The following is an 18,273-nucleotide window of genomic DNA, read 5'->3' as shown; positions in this document are numbered from 1 at the left end:
ATTAATTATGATCATTATGAAAAGGAAAACCTATATATATTCCCTTGCGCTGTCCGCAGGGCTCATGTTAATAAATGGTTGCGCAAGCAAACTGGATGTTTCGCCCACGCAAAGTATCGATGAAGAAGCCGCATTAACCACTTCGCGCGATGTGGAAGTGACGCTCATTGGTGCATATGACGGCTTGCAGGACATTGATGTTTATGGCGGCGCATTCCAATATTCGTCCGAATTACTTGGAAACAGCGATGAGCTTGGTTTCGGCGGGACCTTTCAGAATCTTTTGGAAATGTATAACAAGCAAATCACAACCGCCAATGCGACCGCACTGGCCACCTGGCGCGACTCTTATGTGACGATCAATCGGTGCAACAATGTGCTTTCGGCCCTTGATATTGTTGATGAAGATAAGCGCGAACGCATTGAAGGTGAAGCAAAATTCATTCGCGGTTCGTTGTTTTTTGAACTTGTTAAGTTGTATGCCAAAACTTGGGGAGACGGCGATAATGCACAAAATCCAGGCGTTCCGCTTGTTTTAACGCCCACCCGTGTCGTGACAGATGCTGATAAAAAAGCCAGGAATTCGGTTGCCGAAGTTTATGCGCAGGTTTTGGATGATCTGAAATCGGCAAAAGCGCTTTTGCCGGAATCAAATACAAATTATGCGAACAAATATGCCGCCGCAGCACAATTATCGCGGGTTTACCTCATGCAATCGAACTTTGCGGCTGCAAGGGACGAGGCCAATGAAGTGATTGAATCAGGTGAATTTCCCCTGGTTGAGGATTTTGAATCTTTGTTTTTCACATTCCTGAACAATGGCGGCGCCAATCCTGAGGAATATATTTTCTCCATGATCGTGACGCAGCAGGATGGGGTTAATGATATGAATACATTCTTTGGAACTACAATTGACGACATTCCGGGAACGGCAGGACGCGGTGATATCCGTGTAACAGCGAAGCACAGAAGTCTCTATGAAGCCGGCGATGTGCGGGGCGATTATTTTGTCAGCACGAATAACACATTTACGCAAAAACATCTTGATAATTATGGCAATGTGCTGATTTTCAGATCGGCTGAAATGTATCTCACACGTGCAGAAACAAATTTCCGTTTGGGAACAGTTGTGGGTGCCACGCCATTGGCCGATATCAACAAGATTCGCGTTCGCGCAGGCTTGAAGGCGGCAACAACATTGACGCTCGCGTCGATCCTGAAAGAGCGTCATCTTGAACTCGCTTTTGAAGGCCATACGCTCCACGACCTGAGACGCAACAAGCTGAATGTGGGCACGTTGCCTTACAATTCACCAAGGCTCATTCTGCCAATCCCGCAACGCGAGATTGATGTAAACAAGCAACTTGTTCAGAATGAGGGTTACAATTAAGGATCATGGTTTCCTATTAAGCAAGAAAGACACTCTCTGAAAAGTGTCTTTCTTGCTTAAAAATATCTTGAAAATCTTAATTATTGCTTGCTATAATTTCCAGCTGATCCACGATTTGGCATCCTTCGCGCTCACCATATCATATGTCGTTTCCGAAGTCTGGATGAGATAATATCCAGTTGGTTCAAAAAGCAAATTCGCAGTTTGAACAACAGGCCCTGTGGTTGGAACAGCCCCGAATGTGCCAACATATTCAAAAATAGCTCTGCCATCACTGGTAAATCTAGGCGGCCCCGGGGCGTGGCCATATTTAAAGTCAACCGCATTATTTTCATAAAATAACGGCCCAAAAAGATCGTATTCACTATTCAGTCCTGGCTGATAGATGTAGGAGTAAAACACTTCAGTTCCAAATTTCAAATCCGCCACGCCAAATGCGTCGTCAACGCCGTTAACGTGAAAGCCATCCGCGGAACTCCAATAAGTGCCGGATTCAATTGGTGTTTGCCACCATCTTCTCGAAGCTGCCAGATCCACTGACAAAGGCTTGATTGCGCTCACAACTGTGCTCTTAACACCATTTGCGGTGATGCCAACTTGTGCCGTGGATGCATTCCAGATAACATTGGTAAATCCAGTAATTGTCTGTGAGCCGTTGACCAGCGGTGAGGTGAATGACACGCCAGTCTCTGTAAAGTAATAATTCGTCGTGAAAGTTTTGGGTGTGCTCCCGTCGAGCCAGGTCAATTTAATGGTCCGTGTTTTAGGGCTCAGAGTGATTTCGTAAGTCACATTGCCAAACGTAACGCGCTTGAAATAAGCCTGATACTTGGTAACATTGTTAAACAGAACGCCCTTTGACAAATTTCCTGCCGTGTAAGACGCTGCCTGCGCCTGAGTCGCCTTGGTCAGCACCAGACGGCTTTGATTTTTTCTACCAACAAGGGTCATTGATTCCGTTTTGACCGAATCGGGAAAAATGCTGAACTCAAAATCCGATGACAGACCTTCACCAAGATTACCGCCATTGACTTCATTGTCAGGATCGGACAAAATGTGCAAATAAGAATACGTGTCAAAAATCAAAGCAGGCGTTTGCATGGCCTTCAACCTGTAACTGCTTTCCTTCGACTTCGCCGCCGATTCTTCGGAAAAATCGGAATACATGGTGACGCGGTTTTTATCATCGAATTTGAAATAAAAACCGTATGAACCACCGCCTCCCGGATAAATCACCGCATTCCAGCCATAAGGCGCTTCAACGAGCTGTTTTTCGTAAGATGCGATCGCTGCATTCAACCTTGCGTCCGCAGATTCCTCAAAAACAGTGTCATCATTGCTTTCGCACGACAAAAGAAAAACCGTTGAAAACAGCAGATATATAATGGATTTTTTCATCCCTAAATTATTTGTAAATCAGTTAAAATAGCTTGTTCATTGATCCCCTAACTCTTTTCTGCAGGCTGTAAAATTCAATGTTCCAGGTGTTTTTGTAATATGCGACCACGATGGCCTCCTTCTGTCTTAAAAATGACTGTGCCTCCGCTTTGGTCGTTCCTCTCGGGCTGGTTCCTTCCGGAATGGAGTTGACGATTTTGTCAAAACCTGCCTTGCCTTCTGTCAGCATCATTGCGATCATTTCTACAAAATCCTCGTCAAAGTTGAGCGAGCTGTAAGCAGTGATAAAACCATCCCGACGCGCGTCCTCATCGGACCAGTTGATCCAGTTTCCGCCTTGATAAAGCGACTTGGTAATGTTCTTGTATTCAACCGGATAAAGTACGGTTTGGTGTAAAATGTGCCCAAATTCGTGGTGAATTGTGTGCAAGAAACGATCTTTTACGAATGCTGTGTCGCGAGCAGCATTGTAACCAGCCATGCCCTTTATTTTGAACTGATTCACCCCCAGTAAAACCACTTTGCGGCCACCTTCCGCAGTTCCTAATACAATGGAGCCCTCCGCATTGTATTCGTTACTGCCGGACAAAACAAAGAATTTGGGCGAATATTTGTTAAAAAACACCTTGCCAGCTTCCTGAATGTAAGGAACCGTCCAGGCCGTTTTGATGGTGCTCAGCAGCGGAATCACCTGCGCTTCATCGGGTGGAACAAGCGTTTTGGTAATATTTCCAAACTCGAATTGGTCCCATTTGTATTTTGCCGAAATGTTGTAGGGCGTAACAAGACTATCCTTGATCCATTTATCAATCGGCCCCTGTTCCCAGTCATCACCGCCCAGGCCGGGGATGTTTTCCACCTCTCCTATTTCCTCTTCCTTGCATGCGCCCAGGCTCACACTCATTATGAGTGCCATGAAGAAAAGTTTGTGTAATTGTTTGGTTATCATATATTTTACATTAAAATATCAACGTGGATTTTGCGCTATTCCTGCCAATGTTGCGGACTGCGGAATTTGTAAAACGCGTTTGGGATCTGTCGCCGGAACAGTGATCGCGCTTCCGGAAACCGTCTCGTGCGTAACGGGAATGGCATAGCGCTGCATATCAAACCAACGCATGCCTTCCTGCACAAATTCGATTCTCCTGAAAGCTAGAAGCGTGTTGATAATACCATCTCTCAGGTTGCTCGTGCCAAAATATCTTCTGATGCTCGCAGCATTTACGGTGTGCGTCGATGCTTTGTAATTGTCAACACGTTTACTCACAAAAACATTGATGTCAGCCAATGCCGCGGCTGTATTTCCCAGATAAGCATTCGCCTCTGCCCTGTTAAACAGCACTTCCTCTGCCGTAAAAATAGGCAGCATAACATAACCAACCCCGATTTCAGCATTGACAGACTCTCTAACAAAATATTCATTCAGCTTGGGAATGAGATAGTTATTATCACCCTGCGTGTACAAAGGATAAGCCCAGCTCGCCCCGCCATTGATAATTGATTCGGCCGCCGAAATTTCCCGCCATTTGGAATAATTCATCCCATAGCGATATGTTGCAACATATCTTCCAACCCAGGAAGCGGTTTCCACAAGCATCAGGTTCGCATTCTGATTCGCCCGTGAATAAACATTATTTAACTCCTGTGGCGAAAGGCTTGAATAAGTTGTGTTCCATGGCCGCAAATTATCCGCAAAATTGCCTTGAAAAACGGCATTTGCATATTGCAGGACTTTGGCATAATCCCTTTTAACCAGATAAAAACGACTGGCGAAAGCATTTGCCGCGGCGCGGTTGAAGTGATATTTGGGCACGGTGTAAGATCCGTCGCTAATCAATGGCAAGCCTTCGAGTAAATCCTGCTCAATCTTTTGATAGACGCTTGCAACCGTTTCGCGGTCGTATTTTTTCAGGACAACCGTCTCAGGTTCTGTAACATAAGGAATGCCCGGATCGGTGTTTGGCTGCTGCGGATCGTAGAATTTGCTAAAAAAGCTCACGAGCATAAAATGCGCATATGCACGTGCAACCAGCGCCTCACCGCGTTGCGCCGTGTATTTCGAAGGATCTGAGGATTTACTGATAATGTCCAACGCCTGGTTCGCAACGGAGACTGCGCGGTAACATTCCGCCCAATATTGATCCGGAGAATCCTGCTCGTCGACAGTCGCTTCCACTTCCTCAAAGAGATATGATCCGCGATTGGTTTTGTCATCCTGACCGCGCCCTTTGTCATCTGCATTATCGCTCATTGATTCTGCAAAAACAACATAACCTCCTTGTGGATAAGCAGTTGTAAGCAACTGCGAAACCTGCTTCGGCGTGTTAATCGTTGCCCGCGTGCTGTCCGGCTCTGTCGAAAGAAACTCTTCGCAGCCCGTGAGCACTAAAATCGGCAGGACGAGTAAAATCTGCTTATACAATTTCGTCTTATTCATATCAAAATTTTAAAATCATCCAATCCCAACTTCACGATTATAATGTCAACTTTAAAGCCACGGTAAATTGCTTCTGAATGGGCTGCGCTACTCCGCCTGAGTTAAAAAATTCCGGGTCCTGCCCTTTTAATTTCTTATCCGCATAAATCAGCCATGGATTGATGGAAGACAATTGAATGCTTGCACCCTTAAAACCATATTTTGAGGCAATTACCAAAGGCACTTTGTAAGCAAGCGAAACGGATTTGAGCCGGACAAAATCGCCTTTGGCCACGCGTTCCGTTGAATAATTGTAGACATTATATGGATATGTTCCCGCCAGATATTGCAGTTGAAGCTGGTCACTGATTGTAGGAACTCTTGTCAAATCTTCATCACCCGACATCACCCAGCGATCCAGAAATTCGCGCGGCATGGCATCCAGATCACTAAATCCGCTTTTATACAAAGGATTCAAACGGATTTTGTTGCCAGCTTGATAAGTCAAAAAGACGTTCAGCGACAGGTTTTTATAGGTCAATGTATTATTGAAACCTCCGGTTATAGGCGGATCGACCGGCCCTTCATATTGGAGATAAGCCACATTCTGATCCTGCAAATAAACGTCTGAGCTTTGTTCACCGGTCTCATTCAAGAAAACAGGCACCCCGGTTTCAGGATTGATTGAGTTGTATTTGATTGAAAATAAGCTTCGCACGGGCCTGCCTTGCACATTGGCACCTTCTGCTTTTACCAAATCGAAAATCCCCGGACTGTTGTCGACACTTGTAATGCGTGTCTGCGCATAACCGACGGTCACACGCGAGCGCAGGTCCCAGTCTTTATTTTTAAACAAAACACCATCCACAGAGAAATCGACGCCGTAAGATTCCATATCAGCATAATTGGCAACTTTATAAATCTGCCCGCCGATGCCCGACGTTTTGATTTCGTCAATCAAATCGAAGCTGTTTCTAATGTAACCATCCACGCTCAGGTTAATGCGGTTTGCAAAAAATCCGAGGTCAAGTCCCACATTTCCGCTGTAAAGTTTCTCCCAGGTTAGCTCCGTATTTTCGAGTGAAGTCAGCTGAATGGCCGATTCTTTTTCATCGCCAAACGGCCTTTTGGTAATAATGCTTTGAAACAATGCAGCCGAATTGGTCGCCGGGCCCGTGTCGGCAGACAATCCGTAACTTGCACGTAAACGACCCATGCTCAACCATTTAAATCGTTTCACGAATTCCTCGCGATCAAAATTCCAGGACCCGGCAATTGTATACGTCGGAAGCCAGCGTGCGATGGCGGATTTACCAAAACCATTGGACCCATCGTAACGGATGTATCCTGTAAAGTTGTATTTATCATCCAATGTGTAGCCTGCGCTTCCATAAAACGCAGCAAAACGCTCATAGTCCATGCGCATTCCGTAATACGGAAAATTGGCTTCAATGGTTTGTTTCAAAATACGGTAATCTACAAACGGTGTCCCGCCCTGTTCATATTGATAGCCATATCCCGTGTTGTTGGAATTCTGCCTGTTGGTGTATTTAATCTCCTGTCCTACAAGCAGATCCACCGCATGCCGTTCATTGAACTTTTGGTTAAACCTGAAATTGTTACGGACGTTGTAGAATAGTAATTGGTCCTCATTGGTGTTGTAAAAACCTCCGCTCGGAAGCACAACGACCGGATATGCATTCGGCACGTCCGGATCTGTGTAAAGATATTTGTTCGCAAGCGCGATCGTCGAATTATCGGCGGCGCGATACGCATTGGCCATGTTCGAGTTCTCTGTGATAATGTGCTCGCGGCCGGTTTGAATGTATCGCAATGCACCAAGAAAATCATATGTAATGTGGTCTGTGATCTTATATGACAAGTTTCCCTGCAATTTGATATCGGCCAAATTCAGCTTAATGCGGTTGTTCGCAAGCTCAGACACAATGTTGAATGGCGCGAAATTTCTCCTGAAAAATTCGAGATTTCCGTTCTCATCATAAGCAGTCAAAGTGCGGCTTGTATTGAGCGCATAACTGAATGGATTGATATCGAAATCCCTGTCAAACTTGCCTTCAACCGGGTTGCTTCTTCTGCTAAGAGATCCAGGCGCGTCCTGCCTTCTTACGGAAGCAAGCGTGAGCAAACCAATGCTGATTTTGTCGGAAAGCTGATAATTGTTTTTAAAGTTTAATGTGTAACGCTTCACCTTATCCGCAATCGTCCAGCCATTGTCGTCCAAATAACTTGTTGACACATATGATTGTGACTTGTCCGTTCCGAAAGAAACGCTTACGGAATGTTCCTGGATGAAGTTTTGCTTGAAAAGGACGTCGAACCAGTCCGTGTTGGCCCTTGCATATCCGAGTAGGAAGTTGCGCTTTGTCTCAGTTGTGTTTTCCAAAGGAAAATTGCCCTGATCGTCACCGGTAAGTGCGTTGTAATATTTGCCATAAACGCCATAATCAGGCTTTGAAAGCACACTTGAAGTAAGATAGCCCTTGCGTTCAAGCTCGCCCAGGACGGACATTTGCTCGGCCGAGTTCATGATATTGAAATTCCTGTAACTAGGCGTCAGCTGCGTGCTGAAATTGCCCGAATAAGTGATTACAGGCTTTCCGCTTTTTCCTTTTTTCGTTGTAATGACAATCACACCATTCATGGCGCGAGCGCCATAAAGCGCAGCGGCGGCCGCGTCTTTCAGAATGTCAAATGTCTCAATATCATTCGGGTTTAGCCCAGCCACGGCAGATCCGAGCAATGTTGTGGGATCACCGCTCGAAAGCTGATCATTGGAAATGTTGACAATGTCTTCCTGCACAACTCCGTCAATAACCCAAAGTGGCTTATTATCACCATTTAAAGAAGTTGCGCCGCGGATCCGCACCTTGGGCGCAGCACCAAAAGTCCCGGACACATTTTGAACAGAAACACCGGCTGCACGACCTTCCAGCATGCGGCTTACGTCCGGCAAACCATCTATTTTGACGTCATCTGTTTTTAATGTTACTGCGGAGCCTGTGAATTTATTTTTATCAATCTGCTGAAAACCAGTCACAACCACATCCTGTAATCCAACTGCATCTTCCGCAAGCTCTATCGAAACGCTTTTTGCAGCCTTTATTTCTTTTGGTAAAAATCCGATCATGCTCACGACCAATGTGGCTCCCTCGTTGACGCCTTGCAGAGCGAATTCACCTTTTTCATTGGTAACCGTCCCTTTTTGAGTGCCTTTTACCCGAATGGTGGACCCGATGAGCACTTCACCAGTTGCGCTTTTCACAACACCTTTCACCTCGATATCCGCGATGGACGTCGGTTTTGAAAAAGCGGAAATTTGAATGGAGAAAAAAAATATAGCAACAAGCAAGACTGAAAGCCGACCCAGGCCACTGATCCGATAGAGAACATCCATATGTTAAAAGTATAAGTCTAACGCAGAATTAATGGGTTTCCGCCAGCGCGGATTTAGTTGTTATTGATTTCAATAATACACATTATAACAGTAAAAAACGAAAAGATTTATCGCTAAGCGGTGACAAGTCTTTCGAAAATTCATTTCACCGGAAAAATAATATAGCAGTCAAAGAATGACTATAATACGCAGTAATAACGAACGATGTGGAGGCGCGACGTGGAATTTTCGGATCTGTTATTAAAACAATTCCGCACTTATTTTATTGTGATTCTTAATGTGTGTTTTTGGACTAATTTTCAGCTTCATCTTTTTTCTGCGTGAGAACGGAAGTAATACGGTTCAACTCGTCCACTTTGTAGGCAAAATCGCCTTTAAGCATATCCCTGACCGCTTTGAGTTGTTCCATGGCCGTTTCCAGATTATCCGGCAGCGCTTCTCCCAAAACCTCTTTGAGGCGTTTGGCCAATGTTGGCGACATGCCATTGGTCGAGATCGCAACTTTAAGATTTCCTTTCCGGACTACGGAAGACAAGTAAAAATCACAGATCGCTGGCGTGTCAGCCACATTCGTCAGGATATTTTTGGCTCTGGCAATGCTTGCAATGCGGATGTTCTCTTCCTTATCATTCGTGGCCACGATCACAATGTCCTTTGCAAGCAGATCAGTGTCTTCAAATTTGCGCTCAATTAAACTTATCCGAGAATTCTGACTCGCAATGTCCCTTATTTCCTGCCGGATGTCGGGCGAAACAAGCGTCACCTTTGCAAGCGGGGAATTGTCGAGCACGGCCGTGATCTTTTCAAGACCCACATATCCTCCACCCACAATAAGCGTATGCAGGTTTTCAAGTTTCAGGAAAATTGGAAACAGATTGTTCATAATCAAATTTACATTAAATCTGACAATTACGCTGTTACGGCTGATCATTTATAACTATTCCAACAATTACACTTTTTCTATCTCCTTCTTTCGCCGTACCTTTGCGGTATGATCGCGATTACAAACCTCAGTTACTTTCTTGGCGACCGGGCACTTTATGACGGTGCTTCGCTGCATATTAAGCCGAAACAAAAAATCGGCCTTATCGGTCTGAACGGCACAGGAAAGTCGACGCTTCTTAGAATGATAAACGGAGAATTTCAGCCAGATGGCGGAAATATCTCCAAATCGGGAGACTGCACCATCGGTTTCCTGAACCAGGATTTGCTTTCTTATCAAAGTGATGATTCCATTTTGTCGGTTGCCATGCAGGCATTTGAGCGGCAAAACATTTTGCAGGTTCAAATGGACAAGATCCTGCACGATATGGAACATAATTATACAGATGCGCTTGTTGACAAACTAGCCAGAGTTCAGGATGAATTTGAAGCATTGGATGGTTATACTATTCAGTCCAAGGCTGAAGCGATTCTGGAAGGTTTGGGATTTGTGACAGACGACCTGCACAGACCGTTGCGATTGTTTTCGGGAGGTTGGAGAATGCGGGTAATGTTGGCCAAGCTTTTGTTGCAAAAACCATCATTGCTTATGCTCGATGAGCCGACCAACCACTTGGACTTACCTTCTATTCAGTGGGTTGAAAAATATGTTCAGACTTACGAGGGCGCTGTGATTGTAGTTTCTCACGACAGGCAATTCTTGGATAACACCATTGACACAACGGTCGAAGTTGCGAATGGAAAGCTTAATTATTACGCTGGAAATTACTCCTATTATATGGAGGAAAAGGAAGAACGCAATGAAATTCAACGCGGTGCTTACGAAAACCAGCAAGCCAAGATTCGTCAGACAGAACGATTTATAGAGCGTTTTAAAGCCAAAGCAACGAAATCACGCCAGGTTCAAAGCCGCGTGAAAGCATTGGATAAAATGGATGTTGTGGACCAAGTTATTGATGAAAATGCAAAAGTGCATTTCCGTTTTCAGTTTACCACACAGCCGGGCAGACACGTTTTTCAGCTTGAAGATGCTTCCAAAGCTTATGGCGAAAAAGTCATACTCGACAGCACCAACATTAGCATGGAGCGCGGTGATAAGATCGCATTAATCGGAGCAAATGGTCGCGGAAAGTCAACCGTGTTACGCGTTGTGGCTGGAACTGAGCCGATTGAGGGAAAAAGAAGATTGGGACACAATGTTTCTTTTACTTTTTACGCACAGCATCAGCTGGAATCACTGAATGTAAACCACAGCTTAATTGAAGAGCTTAAATACGCGAACTCCAACAAAACCGAGACTGAGTTAAGAACTGTTTTGGGATGTTTTCTTTTTACCGGCGATGATGTTTTCAAGAAGATCAAAGTCCTTTCCGGAGGTGAGAAATCGCGTGTGGCGCTGGCAAAAGTTTTGCTTTCACAAGCCAACTTCCTGCTGCTCGATGAGCCTACCAATCACTTGGACATGCAATCGGTGAACATTCTGATTCAGGCTTTGCAGCAATATGAAGGCAGTTACATTGTTGTTTCCCACGATAGATATTTTGTTGAAAACATTGCAAATAAGATCTGGTATATTGAAGATCACGAGATTAAGCAATATCCTGGCACTTATCAGGAATACGAAGTGTGGGTTGAAGAGCGTGGATTGCAATCTGCTGTAAGCGATAAAGCGACTGTCAGCAGCGCACCGCCACAGAAAAATGCCCCTCAGCCTGCGTCCAATGGCAATGCTCAGAAAAGTAACGGAAAGTCTGTTTCCAATGAAGATTCGCAAAAAATAAAGAAAGCACAAAAGCAGATTGAGGAGCTGGAAGCGACCATTAACAATTTGGAAATCAAGAAAACCGAGACAGAAGTCAAGCTAGCAGATTCAAAGATTTACAATGATTCAAAAGCGCTTGCTGATTTGAATCGGTTTTATGCAGACATTAAGCAGAAACTGGACGACAGCACGGAGACTTGGGAAAATTTGATGCTGGAAGTCGATACGCTAGCTGGGAAGTAGAACTCCATGTTATAAATTCAAAAAGGGGAAATCAAACGATTTCCCCCTTTTTGAATTTAATGTCTAAACCAATCCAATAGTTTGGTCATAAATATCTTTTAGCTGTAATTGAACATGAATACTTGTCAATGAGATCCGCTCCTCAATTTTGTTAATTTCTGAATCCAACAACCATCTGCCGTCTTCATTTTTCCGAAAAGCCTCGACCGAAATTGATAAGGAATCAACAAGAATATATTCGGCTAATGTTGGGATTGATCGGTAAAGACGAAACTTATTGCCTCGATCGTAAGCGCTTGTTGATTTAGACAACACTTCGATGATTACAGAAGGATTAATTAATGTGTCTTTATCATTTTCAGAGAATTCCGGCATCCCGCAAACGATAAGTATGTCAGGATATGTATAAAGGCCGTTTTCGGGGATATGCAAGCGCATGTCGCTTGAAAAACTCTGACAGGATTTCCCTTTAAAAGCAATGTACAACTCGCCCGATAAATTTTCAACAATCCGATTATGATTGTGACCGGCCCCGGCCATAGCGAATATTTCCCCTTGGTAATATTCACTTTTGTACTCGGCTTCCCTTTCCAGTTCGAGATATTCCTTTTCTGAATACACCATGATAGTTTGTGCTGTCATCTGATTAATGTAAGTTAAAAAATAGTTGTCAACGCGCAAAACACGTTAGATGAACTAGACATACATTACATTGCTAAGTCACATTATTCTTTAAAAATATTTTCATGAGGTTAATAACCCTTTGCCTGCTCCTGACATTGATTTTAGAGCAGGCTCATGCGCAATCGCAGAATATCCGGCTAGAAGATTTCATATATAATGAAAAAATAAAAACTGTTCTGCTTGCGCCGGCATTGGAAGATCCCAACAATCCGACTCGCCTTTTGACGCCGGCCGTGAAGCCATTGAACGGCACGGCCCCGCTCGTGCTGGAATTTGATGACTTATCAGGACAATTTGCAGGTTATCGTGCCAAAATCATTCATTGCAATGCTGATTGGACGAAATCAAATCTAAATGACATTGAGTTCACGTTTGAATTCAACGAATATCCGATTAATGATTATCAGCAATCATTCAGCACGAAAGTGCCCTATTTCCATTACAGACTGGAACTGCCAAAGCTGAAATTATCAGGTAATTACGTGATTTATGTGTATGCTGATCGCGATAGGAAGCCGGTTTTGAGCAGGAGATTTATGCTGTATGAGACGCGCGTGAGCGTTGATGCCAAAGCGCGCTTTTCACAAGGAATTCAGCAGCAATATTCCGACCAGCAGATTGATTTTTCGGTCAATTACAAAGGTTATCCGCTCAATGCGCCCCAGACGGATTTGAAAGTTGTGCTTAGGAAAAACTTCCGTTTTGACGAAACGAGATCTAATTTCAAACCAACCAATGTCCGGCCTTTTGACCAAATTCTGGAATACACATTCTTCGATCTTGAAAACACTTTCCCTGGCGGAAATGAATTTCGTTATTTCGACAGCCGCAGCTTGACTGGCCGAGGTTATGGCGTTAATGAAATTGAGCGTTCCGATGATTTCACGCGGCTCATGCTTTTTCCGGACAAATCACGAGCGGACAATGCATACATTCAAGTTGATGATTTCAATGGTCAATACATTGTGGATCAGCGCGAGTCTGGTAACGGAAGCATTGAAGCAGATTACACGCCCGTGATTTTTACTTTGCGCACGACGCAGGATCCGGATGCGACTTTTTATGTAAATGGCGCCTTCAATTTATGGCAACTCAATGAACGCAACAAAATGACTTACAACATTGCGACCAATGCCTATGAAGTGGAAATTATGATTAAGCAAGGCGTCATCAATTACAATTATGCAATGATCAAAAACGGAGCAAAACAGTCGGATGAAGCATTTATTGAGGGGAATTATGGCGCGACCGAAAACGATTACGATATATTGGTCTATCATCGTCCGCAAGCAGGAAGGGCTGATCTGCTCATCGGTTACAGGACCGTAGAATGGAACAGGAGACGCTAGAAAAGAAAAAGGAGCGACCATTGGCCGCTCCCGCATTCTATCAAAATATTATTTAGACATTGAAACGGAAGTGCATAATGTCACCATCCGCAACGACATATTCTTTTCCTTCGACTGCCATTTTGCCAACTTCTTTTACACCAGCTTCCGTTTTATATTGCTCATAATCAGCAATTTTAATCACCTCAGCGCGGATAAAGCCTTTTTCAAAATCACTGTGAATTACACCAGCGGCTTGCGGCGCTTTCCAGCCCTTTACAATCGTCCAGGCTCTCACTTCTTTCACACCGGCGGTGAAATATGTGATCAAATTGAGAAGCGAATAAGAGGCCTTGATCAATTTGCTTAAACCAGATTCTTTCAAGCCATATTCTCCCAAAAACATTTCATGCTCTTCGGGATCTTCAATTTCAGAAATCTGTGACTCAATCGCAGCGCACAACACGATTACATCGGCGCCTTCGTGTTTCACAGCTTCGCGAAGCTTTTCAGAATATTCATTTCCGGTAAGCATTGAATCCTCATCCACGTTGGCAACGTAAAGAACAGGTTTTGCCGTAAGCAATTGCAAATCGCCGATTACCGCTTCCTTTGTTTCTTCATCAATCACCACGCTGCGGGCATTCTTGCCTTCTTCCAGCGTCGATTTATATTTTTTCAGCCATTCCAGTTCAGCTTTGGCTTTTGCATCACCGGCGCGCGCGCCTTTTTCTGTTTTTTGAATCTTTTTATCAACAGATTCAAGATCTTTCATTTGAAGTTCAATGTCAATGATCTCTTTATCAAAAACAGGATCGACACGACCTTCAACATGCACAACGTTCTCGTCCTGAAAACATCTTACGACGTGAACAATGGCGTCAACTTCCCGAATGTTGGCTAAAAATTTATTTCCCAGACCCGCTCCCTGGCTCGCGCCTTTCACAAGTCCCGCTATGTCTACAAATTCAATAATTGTCGGTATGACTTTCTGCGGACTTACCAATCCGGTTAGAATGTCCAAACGCTCGTCAGGCACTGTTACCACGCCTACATTTGGTTCTATTGTGCAAAAAGGATAATTGGCAGCTTCGGCTTTACCGGTTGAAATGGCATTAAAAAGAGTGGATTTCCCTACGTTTGGCAATCCCACGATCCCACATTGAAGACTCATGTTATAAAGATATGCAGTTAAAAGCAGGTAGTTTTCAATGCATTGCTACAAAGAACTCCTGTCTGCCAGATGATAATTTTTGCAAAATTACCACTATGCGAGCACAAAAACCAAAAGCCTTCGAAATTGATTGCGAAGGCTTTTTTCAATGATCTAATTTTTTTAATCCCACTTAAGGTCAGACTCTCCTACTACGTCCACCTCATCGGCCTTGGTTTCAAACTGGGAAAAGTCAACTTCTGGCATCAGCTCTGTTTTCACATGATCAACGGCATCCTTCAAAGCATCAACGAACTTATCGAAATCTTCTTTGTATAAAAACATTTTGTGTTTTTCGTACGTGAATCCATCACCTTGTGGATGACGGCGACTTTCTGTGATGGTAAGATAATAATCGTTGGATCGCGTCGACCGAACATCGAAGAAGTAAGTCCGTTTTCCTGCCCTGACCCTTTTGGAGTAGATTTGCTCTCTGTCTTCCACTATGTTAAGTTTTAAATAGGTTTTCAAACGCTAAAATATAAAGTTTATTGCTGCTAACAAAAAAACGGACACTTATTAGCAATTTGTTAGTATTGACTAGCACATTTTTCATGCAGCATATGACTTTTACCTACAAAAGTGTTCTTTTCTAAAAAGTTTTCACTAGCTTTGAAATTCGTGGGTTTCAAATATTCTCGAAATCGCCAAATAAACGCTATGAAATAAGGACTTTTACCTTATTATGTTTCACCTAAATCCAGCGATATGACTTATCCTCGTATTCTGATTCTCATCCTGTTAGCTTTCGCTTCCACGCCATACGCCTTCTCACAGGTAAAGCTTGGCAAAACTGAAACCGGTAATGCATCTTACTACGCGACAAGGTTCAACGGCAAAAAAACTTCTTTCGGAGAAGTGCACAAAAGTTCAGAATTGTCAGCAGCTCACAGAAGTTTTCCGCTTAACACGATGCTCGAAGTGACGAATCTCGATAACGATGAAAAAGTAATAGTAAGGGTTAATGATAGAGGGCCGTTTGCCAAAAACAGAGTTGTGGATCTAAGCAACGAGGCAGCCAGATTACTAGGAATAATTGCAAGAGGTGTCGCGAATGTTTCTATTCGCGTTGTGGGCATGGAAGGAATGGTGCTTCTAGGTGCAAATGAAATAATTGATCCCAAATCAGGCAAAGTGGTGGCCATGCGCGGCGACAGATAAACGTTAAATTTCAGAATGAGCAGCCGACAACTTGATCTAGCAAAAGTAAGGGAGTTCGGCAATCTGGAATTTCTGGCGAAGCAATTGGTCGAAGGTTTTATTACGGGACTTCACAAGTCCCCGTTTCACGGCTTTTCAGTCGAATTTGCCGAACATCAACTTTATAATACAGGAGAATCGACCCGCAACATCGATTGGAAGGTTTATGCCAAAACCGATCGGCTTTATGTGAAGCGTTACGAGGAAGAAACCAATCTCCGTTGTCATTTGCTGCTGGATACGTCTTCTTCCATGTATTATCCGGAAGAGAATTTTGGCAAAATGACTTTCAGCGTCATGGCTGCGGCAAGTCTTACTTATTTGTTGCAAAAACAAAAAGACGCTGTAAGCCTTTGCACATTTTCCGAGAACATTGAAATTCAAACAGCAGTGAAGTCCACCCCATCGCATGTGCATAAGATCATGCTGGAACTGGATAACACATTGCAAAGCAAACGGCCGTTGCTGAAAACTTCTGTTGCAAATGTGCTGCATGAGATCGCTGAGAAAATTCACAAAAGGTCACTGGTCGTAATTTTCAGTGATATGTTCGACAATCTCGAAGAAGCTGAAAAAATCTTCTCAGCCCTTCAACATTTGCGACATAATTTGCACGAAGTGCTGCTCTTTCATGTCACAGACCGCAAAACGGAGGAGTTATTTGCATTTGAAAACCGCCCTTACGAATTCATCGATCTTGAATCCGGCGACCGAATCAAGGTCCAGCCTGATCAGGTGCGCGATTCATACAAGGAATTCGTTGGTGATTTTTATCAAAAATTAAAGCTCAAATGCGGTCAATATAAGATTGATTTCATTGAAGCCGACATTGCCCAAGGCTTCGATCCAATTTTGATGGCCTATTTGGTGAAACATTCAAAAATGCGATAAGTCGCTCTGAAATCAGGTGTTTAGGAAAAGCGACATGAAAAGCTCATCCAAATGCGCCACAGGAATCACTTCTATTTTGAATTTCTTCAAATCCAACCCTTTACTGTTGTATTTTGAAATGTAGATTTTTTTGAAACCCAGTTTCTCTGCTTCAAAAATTCTGTTTTCAATCCTATTTACCGCCCTAACTTCTCCCCCAAGGCCAACTTCCGCTGCAAAACTGAATGATGGTGGAATAAATTTATCCTCATAGGAAGACACGATGGAAGCAACAACGGCAAGGTCTATCGCGGGATCTTCAACTTTAAGTCCGCCTGCCACATTTAAAAAAACATCTTGTACGCCTAATCGGAAACCGCCGCGTTTTTCTAGCACAGCGAGCAACATTTGCAATCTTTTCCCGTCAAATCCGGTGCTGCTGCGCTGTGGTGTCCCATAATTGGCAACACTTACAAGTGATTGTATTTCAATAAGTAACGGCCGATTTCCTTCCATCATCGAACCAATTGCAATGCCGCTCACCGGCTCATCGCGCTGCGAAATCAAAATCTCAGAAGGATTGCTGACCTGCCGCAAGCCAGATCCATGCATTTCATAAATGCCGAGTTCTGAGGTGCTCCCAAACCGATTTTTTACGGTTCGCAGAATCCGGTAAGTGTTATGCCGATCTCCTTCAAATTGCAAAACCGTGTCCACCATGTGTTCAAGCACTTTCGGGCCTGCCAATGAACCGTCCTTTGTAATGTGACCAATCAGGAAAACAGGCACGCCCATTTCCTTGGCGTATTTCATAAATTCCGCTGTGCATTCCCGAACCTGAGAAACACTTCCAGCCCCTGATTCAATGTAAGCGGACTGCATGGTTTGAATGGAATCAATGATGAGAATCTCCGGTTGAAAATCTTCAATTTGCTTGAAAATGCTTTGCGTATGCGTCTCCGTGAGGATAAAACAATTGTCGCTCTTGGAATCCATGCGCTCAGCCCGCATCTTGATCTGCTGGTCGGATTCCTCACCGGAAACGTACAAAACCTTTTTATTGGAAAGGGTTAATGCAATTTGCAACATGAGCGTCGACTTGCCGATGCCAGGCTCACCACCGATCAAAACAAGCGAACCTTGAACAATTCCGCCACCCAGAACGCGGTTTAGCTCACCGTCGAAAGTCGTTATTCTAGGTTCGTTCTGATATTCTATTTCGGCAATGGACCGCGGCCGACTGGCCAGATTTACAGCTTTCCACGAGACTGCAGTTTTTTTATCTTCTTTCTCTATAACTTCCTGAACGAAAGTATTCCATTCACCGCACGAAGGACAGCGGCCCACCCATTTGGGTGAATTATACCCACATTCCTGACAAAAATAAGCTGTCTTGGCTTTGGCCATAAGTA

At 43.9% G+C, this 18,273-nt stretch carries 14 protein-coding genes; 5 read left to right on the top strand and 9 right to left on the bottom strand.

All coding sequences use genetic code 11. The features are described 5' to 3' along the window. Positions 1–16 precede the first annotated feature (16 nt). Positions 17–1,390: a RagB/SusD family nutrient uptake outer membrane protein gene (locus LZG73_RS09715; RefSeq protein ID WP_233848167.1), complete on the top strand. Its 1,374-nt coding sequence runs from the start codon at positions 17–19 to the stop codon at positions 1,388–1,390. A gap of 90 nt (positions 1,391–1,480) precedes the next feature. Here LZG73_RS09715 and LZG73_RS09710 read toward each other — a convergent pair whose 3' ends face one another. From LZG73_RS09710 to LZG73_RS09690, 5 genes are all read right to left on the bottom strand, one after another. Further along, entirely contained in the window at positions 1,481–2,788 is a 1,308-nt protein-coding gene (locus tag LZG73_RS09710) for a DUF4302 domain-containing protein (RefSeq protein WP_233848164.1), read from the bottom strand. 22 nt (positions 2,789–2,810) lie between these two features. Continuing rightward, positions 2,811–3,704, bottom strand: coding sequence for a putative zinc-binding metallopeptidase (locus LZG73_RS09705; RefSeq protein WP_233848159.1), 894 nt, complete (start codon positions 3,702–3,704; stop codon positions 2,811–2,813). A 51-nt stretch (positions 3,705–3,755) separates the two neighbouring features. Next, positions 3,756–5,225 carry a RagB/SusD family nutrient uptake outer membrane protein gene (locus tag LZG73_RS09700; protein ID WP_233848158.1) on the bottom strand — a complete coding sequence of 490 codons (1,470 nt, stop codon included), beginning with the start codon at positions 5,223–5,225 and terminating at the stop codon, positions 3,756–3,758. Positions 5,226–5,262: 37 nt separating this feature from the next. Continuing rightward, on the bottom strand, positions 5,263–8,619 hold the full coding sequence (locus LZG73_RS09695) for a SusC/RagA family TonB-linked outer membrane protein (RefSeq protein WP_233848156.1): 3,357 nt from the start codon (positions 8,617–8,619) through the stop codon (positions 5,263–5,265). Between the two features lie 292 nt (positions 8,620–8,911). Continuing rightward, positions 8,912–9,502 (bottom strand): bifunctional precorrin-2 dehydrogenase/sirohydrochlorin ferrochelatase, encoded by a 591-nt coding sequence (locus LZG73_RS09690; protein ID WP_233848153.1) that lies wholly within the window; start codon positions 9,500–9,502, stop codon positions 8,912–8,914. 108 nt (positions 9,503–9,610) lie between these two features. Between LZG73_RS09690 and LZG73_RS09685 the strand changes: the two genes are divergently transcribed. Then, positions 9,611–11,566, top strand: coding sequence for an ABC-F family ATP-binding cassette domain-containing protein (locus LZG73_RS09685; RefSeq protein WP_233848146.1), 1,956 nt, complete (start codon positions 9,611–9,613; stop codon positions 11,564–11,566). A 63-nt stretch (positions 11,567–11,629) separates the two neighbouring features. On the opposite strand, the gene LZG73_RS09680 is transcribed toward LZG73_RS09685, so the two are convergent. Further along, positions 11,630–12,247, bottom strand: a complete 618-nt coding sequence (locus LZG73_RS09680) for a Uma2 family endonuclease (protein WP_310588401.1) — start codon at positions 12,245–12,247, stop codon at positions 11,630–11,632. Between the two features lie 65 nt (positions 12,248–12,312). On the opposite strand from LZG73_RS09680, the gene LZG73_RS09675 reads away from it, so the two are divergent. Beyond that, entirely contained in the window at positions 12,313–13,599 is a 1,287-nt protein-coding gene (locus LZG73_RS09675; protein WP_233848144.1) for a DUF5103 domain-containing protein, read from the top strand. Between the two features lie 52 nt (positions 13,600–13,651). On the opposite strand, the gene ychF is transcribed toward LZG73_RS09675, so the two are convergent. Together ychF and LZG73_RS09665 are read right to left on the bottom strand one after the other, a co-directional pair. Beyond that, the gene (gene ychF / locus LZG73_RS09670; protein WP_233848142.1) at positions 13,652–14,752 is read right to left on the bottom strand and encodes a redox-regulated ATPase YchF; all 1,101 of its coding nucleotides are present in this window, start codon (positions 14,750–14,752) and stop codon (positions 13,652–13,654) included. A 162-nt stretch (positions 14,753–14,914) separates the two neighbouring features. Then, positions 14,915–15,262, bottom strand: a complete 348-nt coding sequence (locus tag LZG73_RS09665) for a DUF3276 family protein (RefSeq protein ID WP_026630755.1) — start codon at positions 15,260–15,262, stop codon at positions 14,915–14,917. Between the two features lie 237 nt (positions 15,263–15,499). On the opposite strand from LZG73_RS09665, the gene LZG73_RS09660 reads away from it, so the two are divergent. Together LZG73_RS09660 and LZG73_RS09655 are read left to right on the top strand one after the other, a co-directional pair. Continuing rightward, positions 15,500–15,952, top strand: coding sequence for a septal ring lytic transglycosylase RlpA family protein (locus tag LZG73_RS09660; RefSeq protein WP_233848140.1), 453 nt, complete (start codon positions 15,500–15,502; stop codon positions 15,950–15,952). Between the two features lie 15 nt (positions 15,953–15,967). Next, positions 15,968–16,882 carry a DUF58 domain-containing protein gene (locus tag LZG73_RS09655; RefSeq protein WP_233848137.1) on the top strand — a complete coding sequence of 305 codons (915 nt, stop codon included), beginning with the start codon at positions 15,968–15,970 and terminating at the stop codon, positions 16,880–16,882. Between the two features lie 12 nt (positions 16,883–16,894). Here LZG73_RS09655 and radA read toward each other — a convergent pair whose 3' ends face one another. After that, positions 16,895–18,268 (bottom strand): DNA repair protein RadA, encoded by a 1,374-nt coding sequence (gene radA / locus LZG73_RS09650; RefSeq protein ID WP_233848135.1) that lies wholly within the window; start codon positions 18,266–18,268, stop codon positions 16,895–16,897. Positions 18,269–18,273 lie beyond the last annotated feature (5 nt).

Source organism: Dyadobacter sp. CY326 (assembly GCF_021390515.1).
GTDB lineage: Bacteria > Bacteroidota > Bacteroidia > Cytophagales > Spirosomataceae > Dyadobacter.
Note: the sequence above shows the minus strand (reverse complement) of the source record. Positions and strands in the feature narration are given on the sequence as shown.

Excerpts from the sequence above, each read along its gene's own strand:
- LZG73_RS09660 (WP_233848140.1), top strand. The coding sequence starts at position 15,500 with ATGACTTATCCTCGTATTCTGATTCTCATCCTGTTAGCTTTCGCTTCC.
- LZG73_RS09685 (WP_233848146.1), top strand. The coding sequence starts at position 9,611 with ATGATCGCGATTACAAACCTCAGTTACTTTCTTGGCGACCGGGCACTT.
- LZG73_RS09695 (WP_233848156.1), bottom strand. The coding sequence starts at position 8,619 with ATGGATGTTCTCTATCGGATCAGTGGCCTGGGTCGGCTTTCAGTCTTG.
- LZG73_RS09655 (WP_233848137.1), top strand. The coding sequence starts at position 15,968 with ATGAGCAGCCGACAACTTGATCTAGCAAAAGTAAGGGAGTTCGGCAAT.
- radA (WP_233848135.1), bottom strand. The coding sequence starts at position 18,268 with ATGGCCAAAGCCAAGACAGCTTATTTTTGTCAGGAATGTGGGTATAAT.
- LZG73_RS09700 (WP_233848158.1), bottom strand. The coding sequence starts at position 5,225 with ATGAATAAGACGAAATTGTATAAGCAGATTTTACTCGTCCTGCCGATT.
- LZG73_RS09675 (WP_233848144.1), top strand. The coding sequence starts at position 12,313 with ATGAGGTTAATAACCCTTTGCCTGCTCCTGACATTGATTTTAGAGCAG.
- ychF (WP_233848142.1), bottom strand. The coding sequence starts at position 14,752 with ATGAGTCTTCAATGTGGGATCGTGGGATTGCCAAACGTAGGGAAATCC.
- LZG73_RS09705 (WP_233848159.1), bottom strand. The coding sequence starts at position 3,704 with ATGGCACTCATAATGAGTGTGAGCCTGGGCGCATGCAAGGAAGAGGAA.
- LZG73_RS09710 (WP_233848164.1), bottom strand. The coding sequence starts at position 2,788 with ATGAAAAAATCCATTATATATCTGCTGTTTTCAACGGTTTTTCTTTTG.
- LZG73_RS09690 (WP_233848153.1), bottom strand. The coding sequence starts at position 9,502 with ATGAACAATCTGTTTCCAATTTTCCTGAAACTTGAAAACCTGCATACG.
- LZG73_RS09715 (WP_233848167.1), top strand. The coding sequence starts at position 17 with ATGAAAAGGAAAACCTATATATATTCCCTTGCGCTGTCCGCAGGGCTC.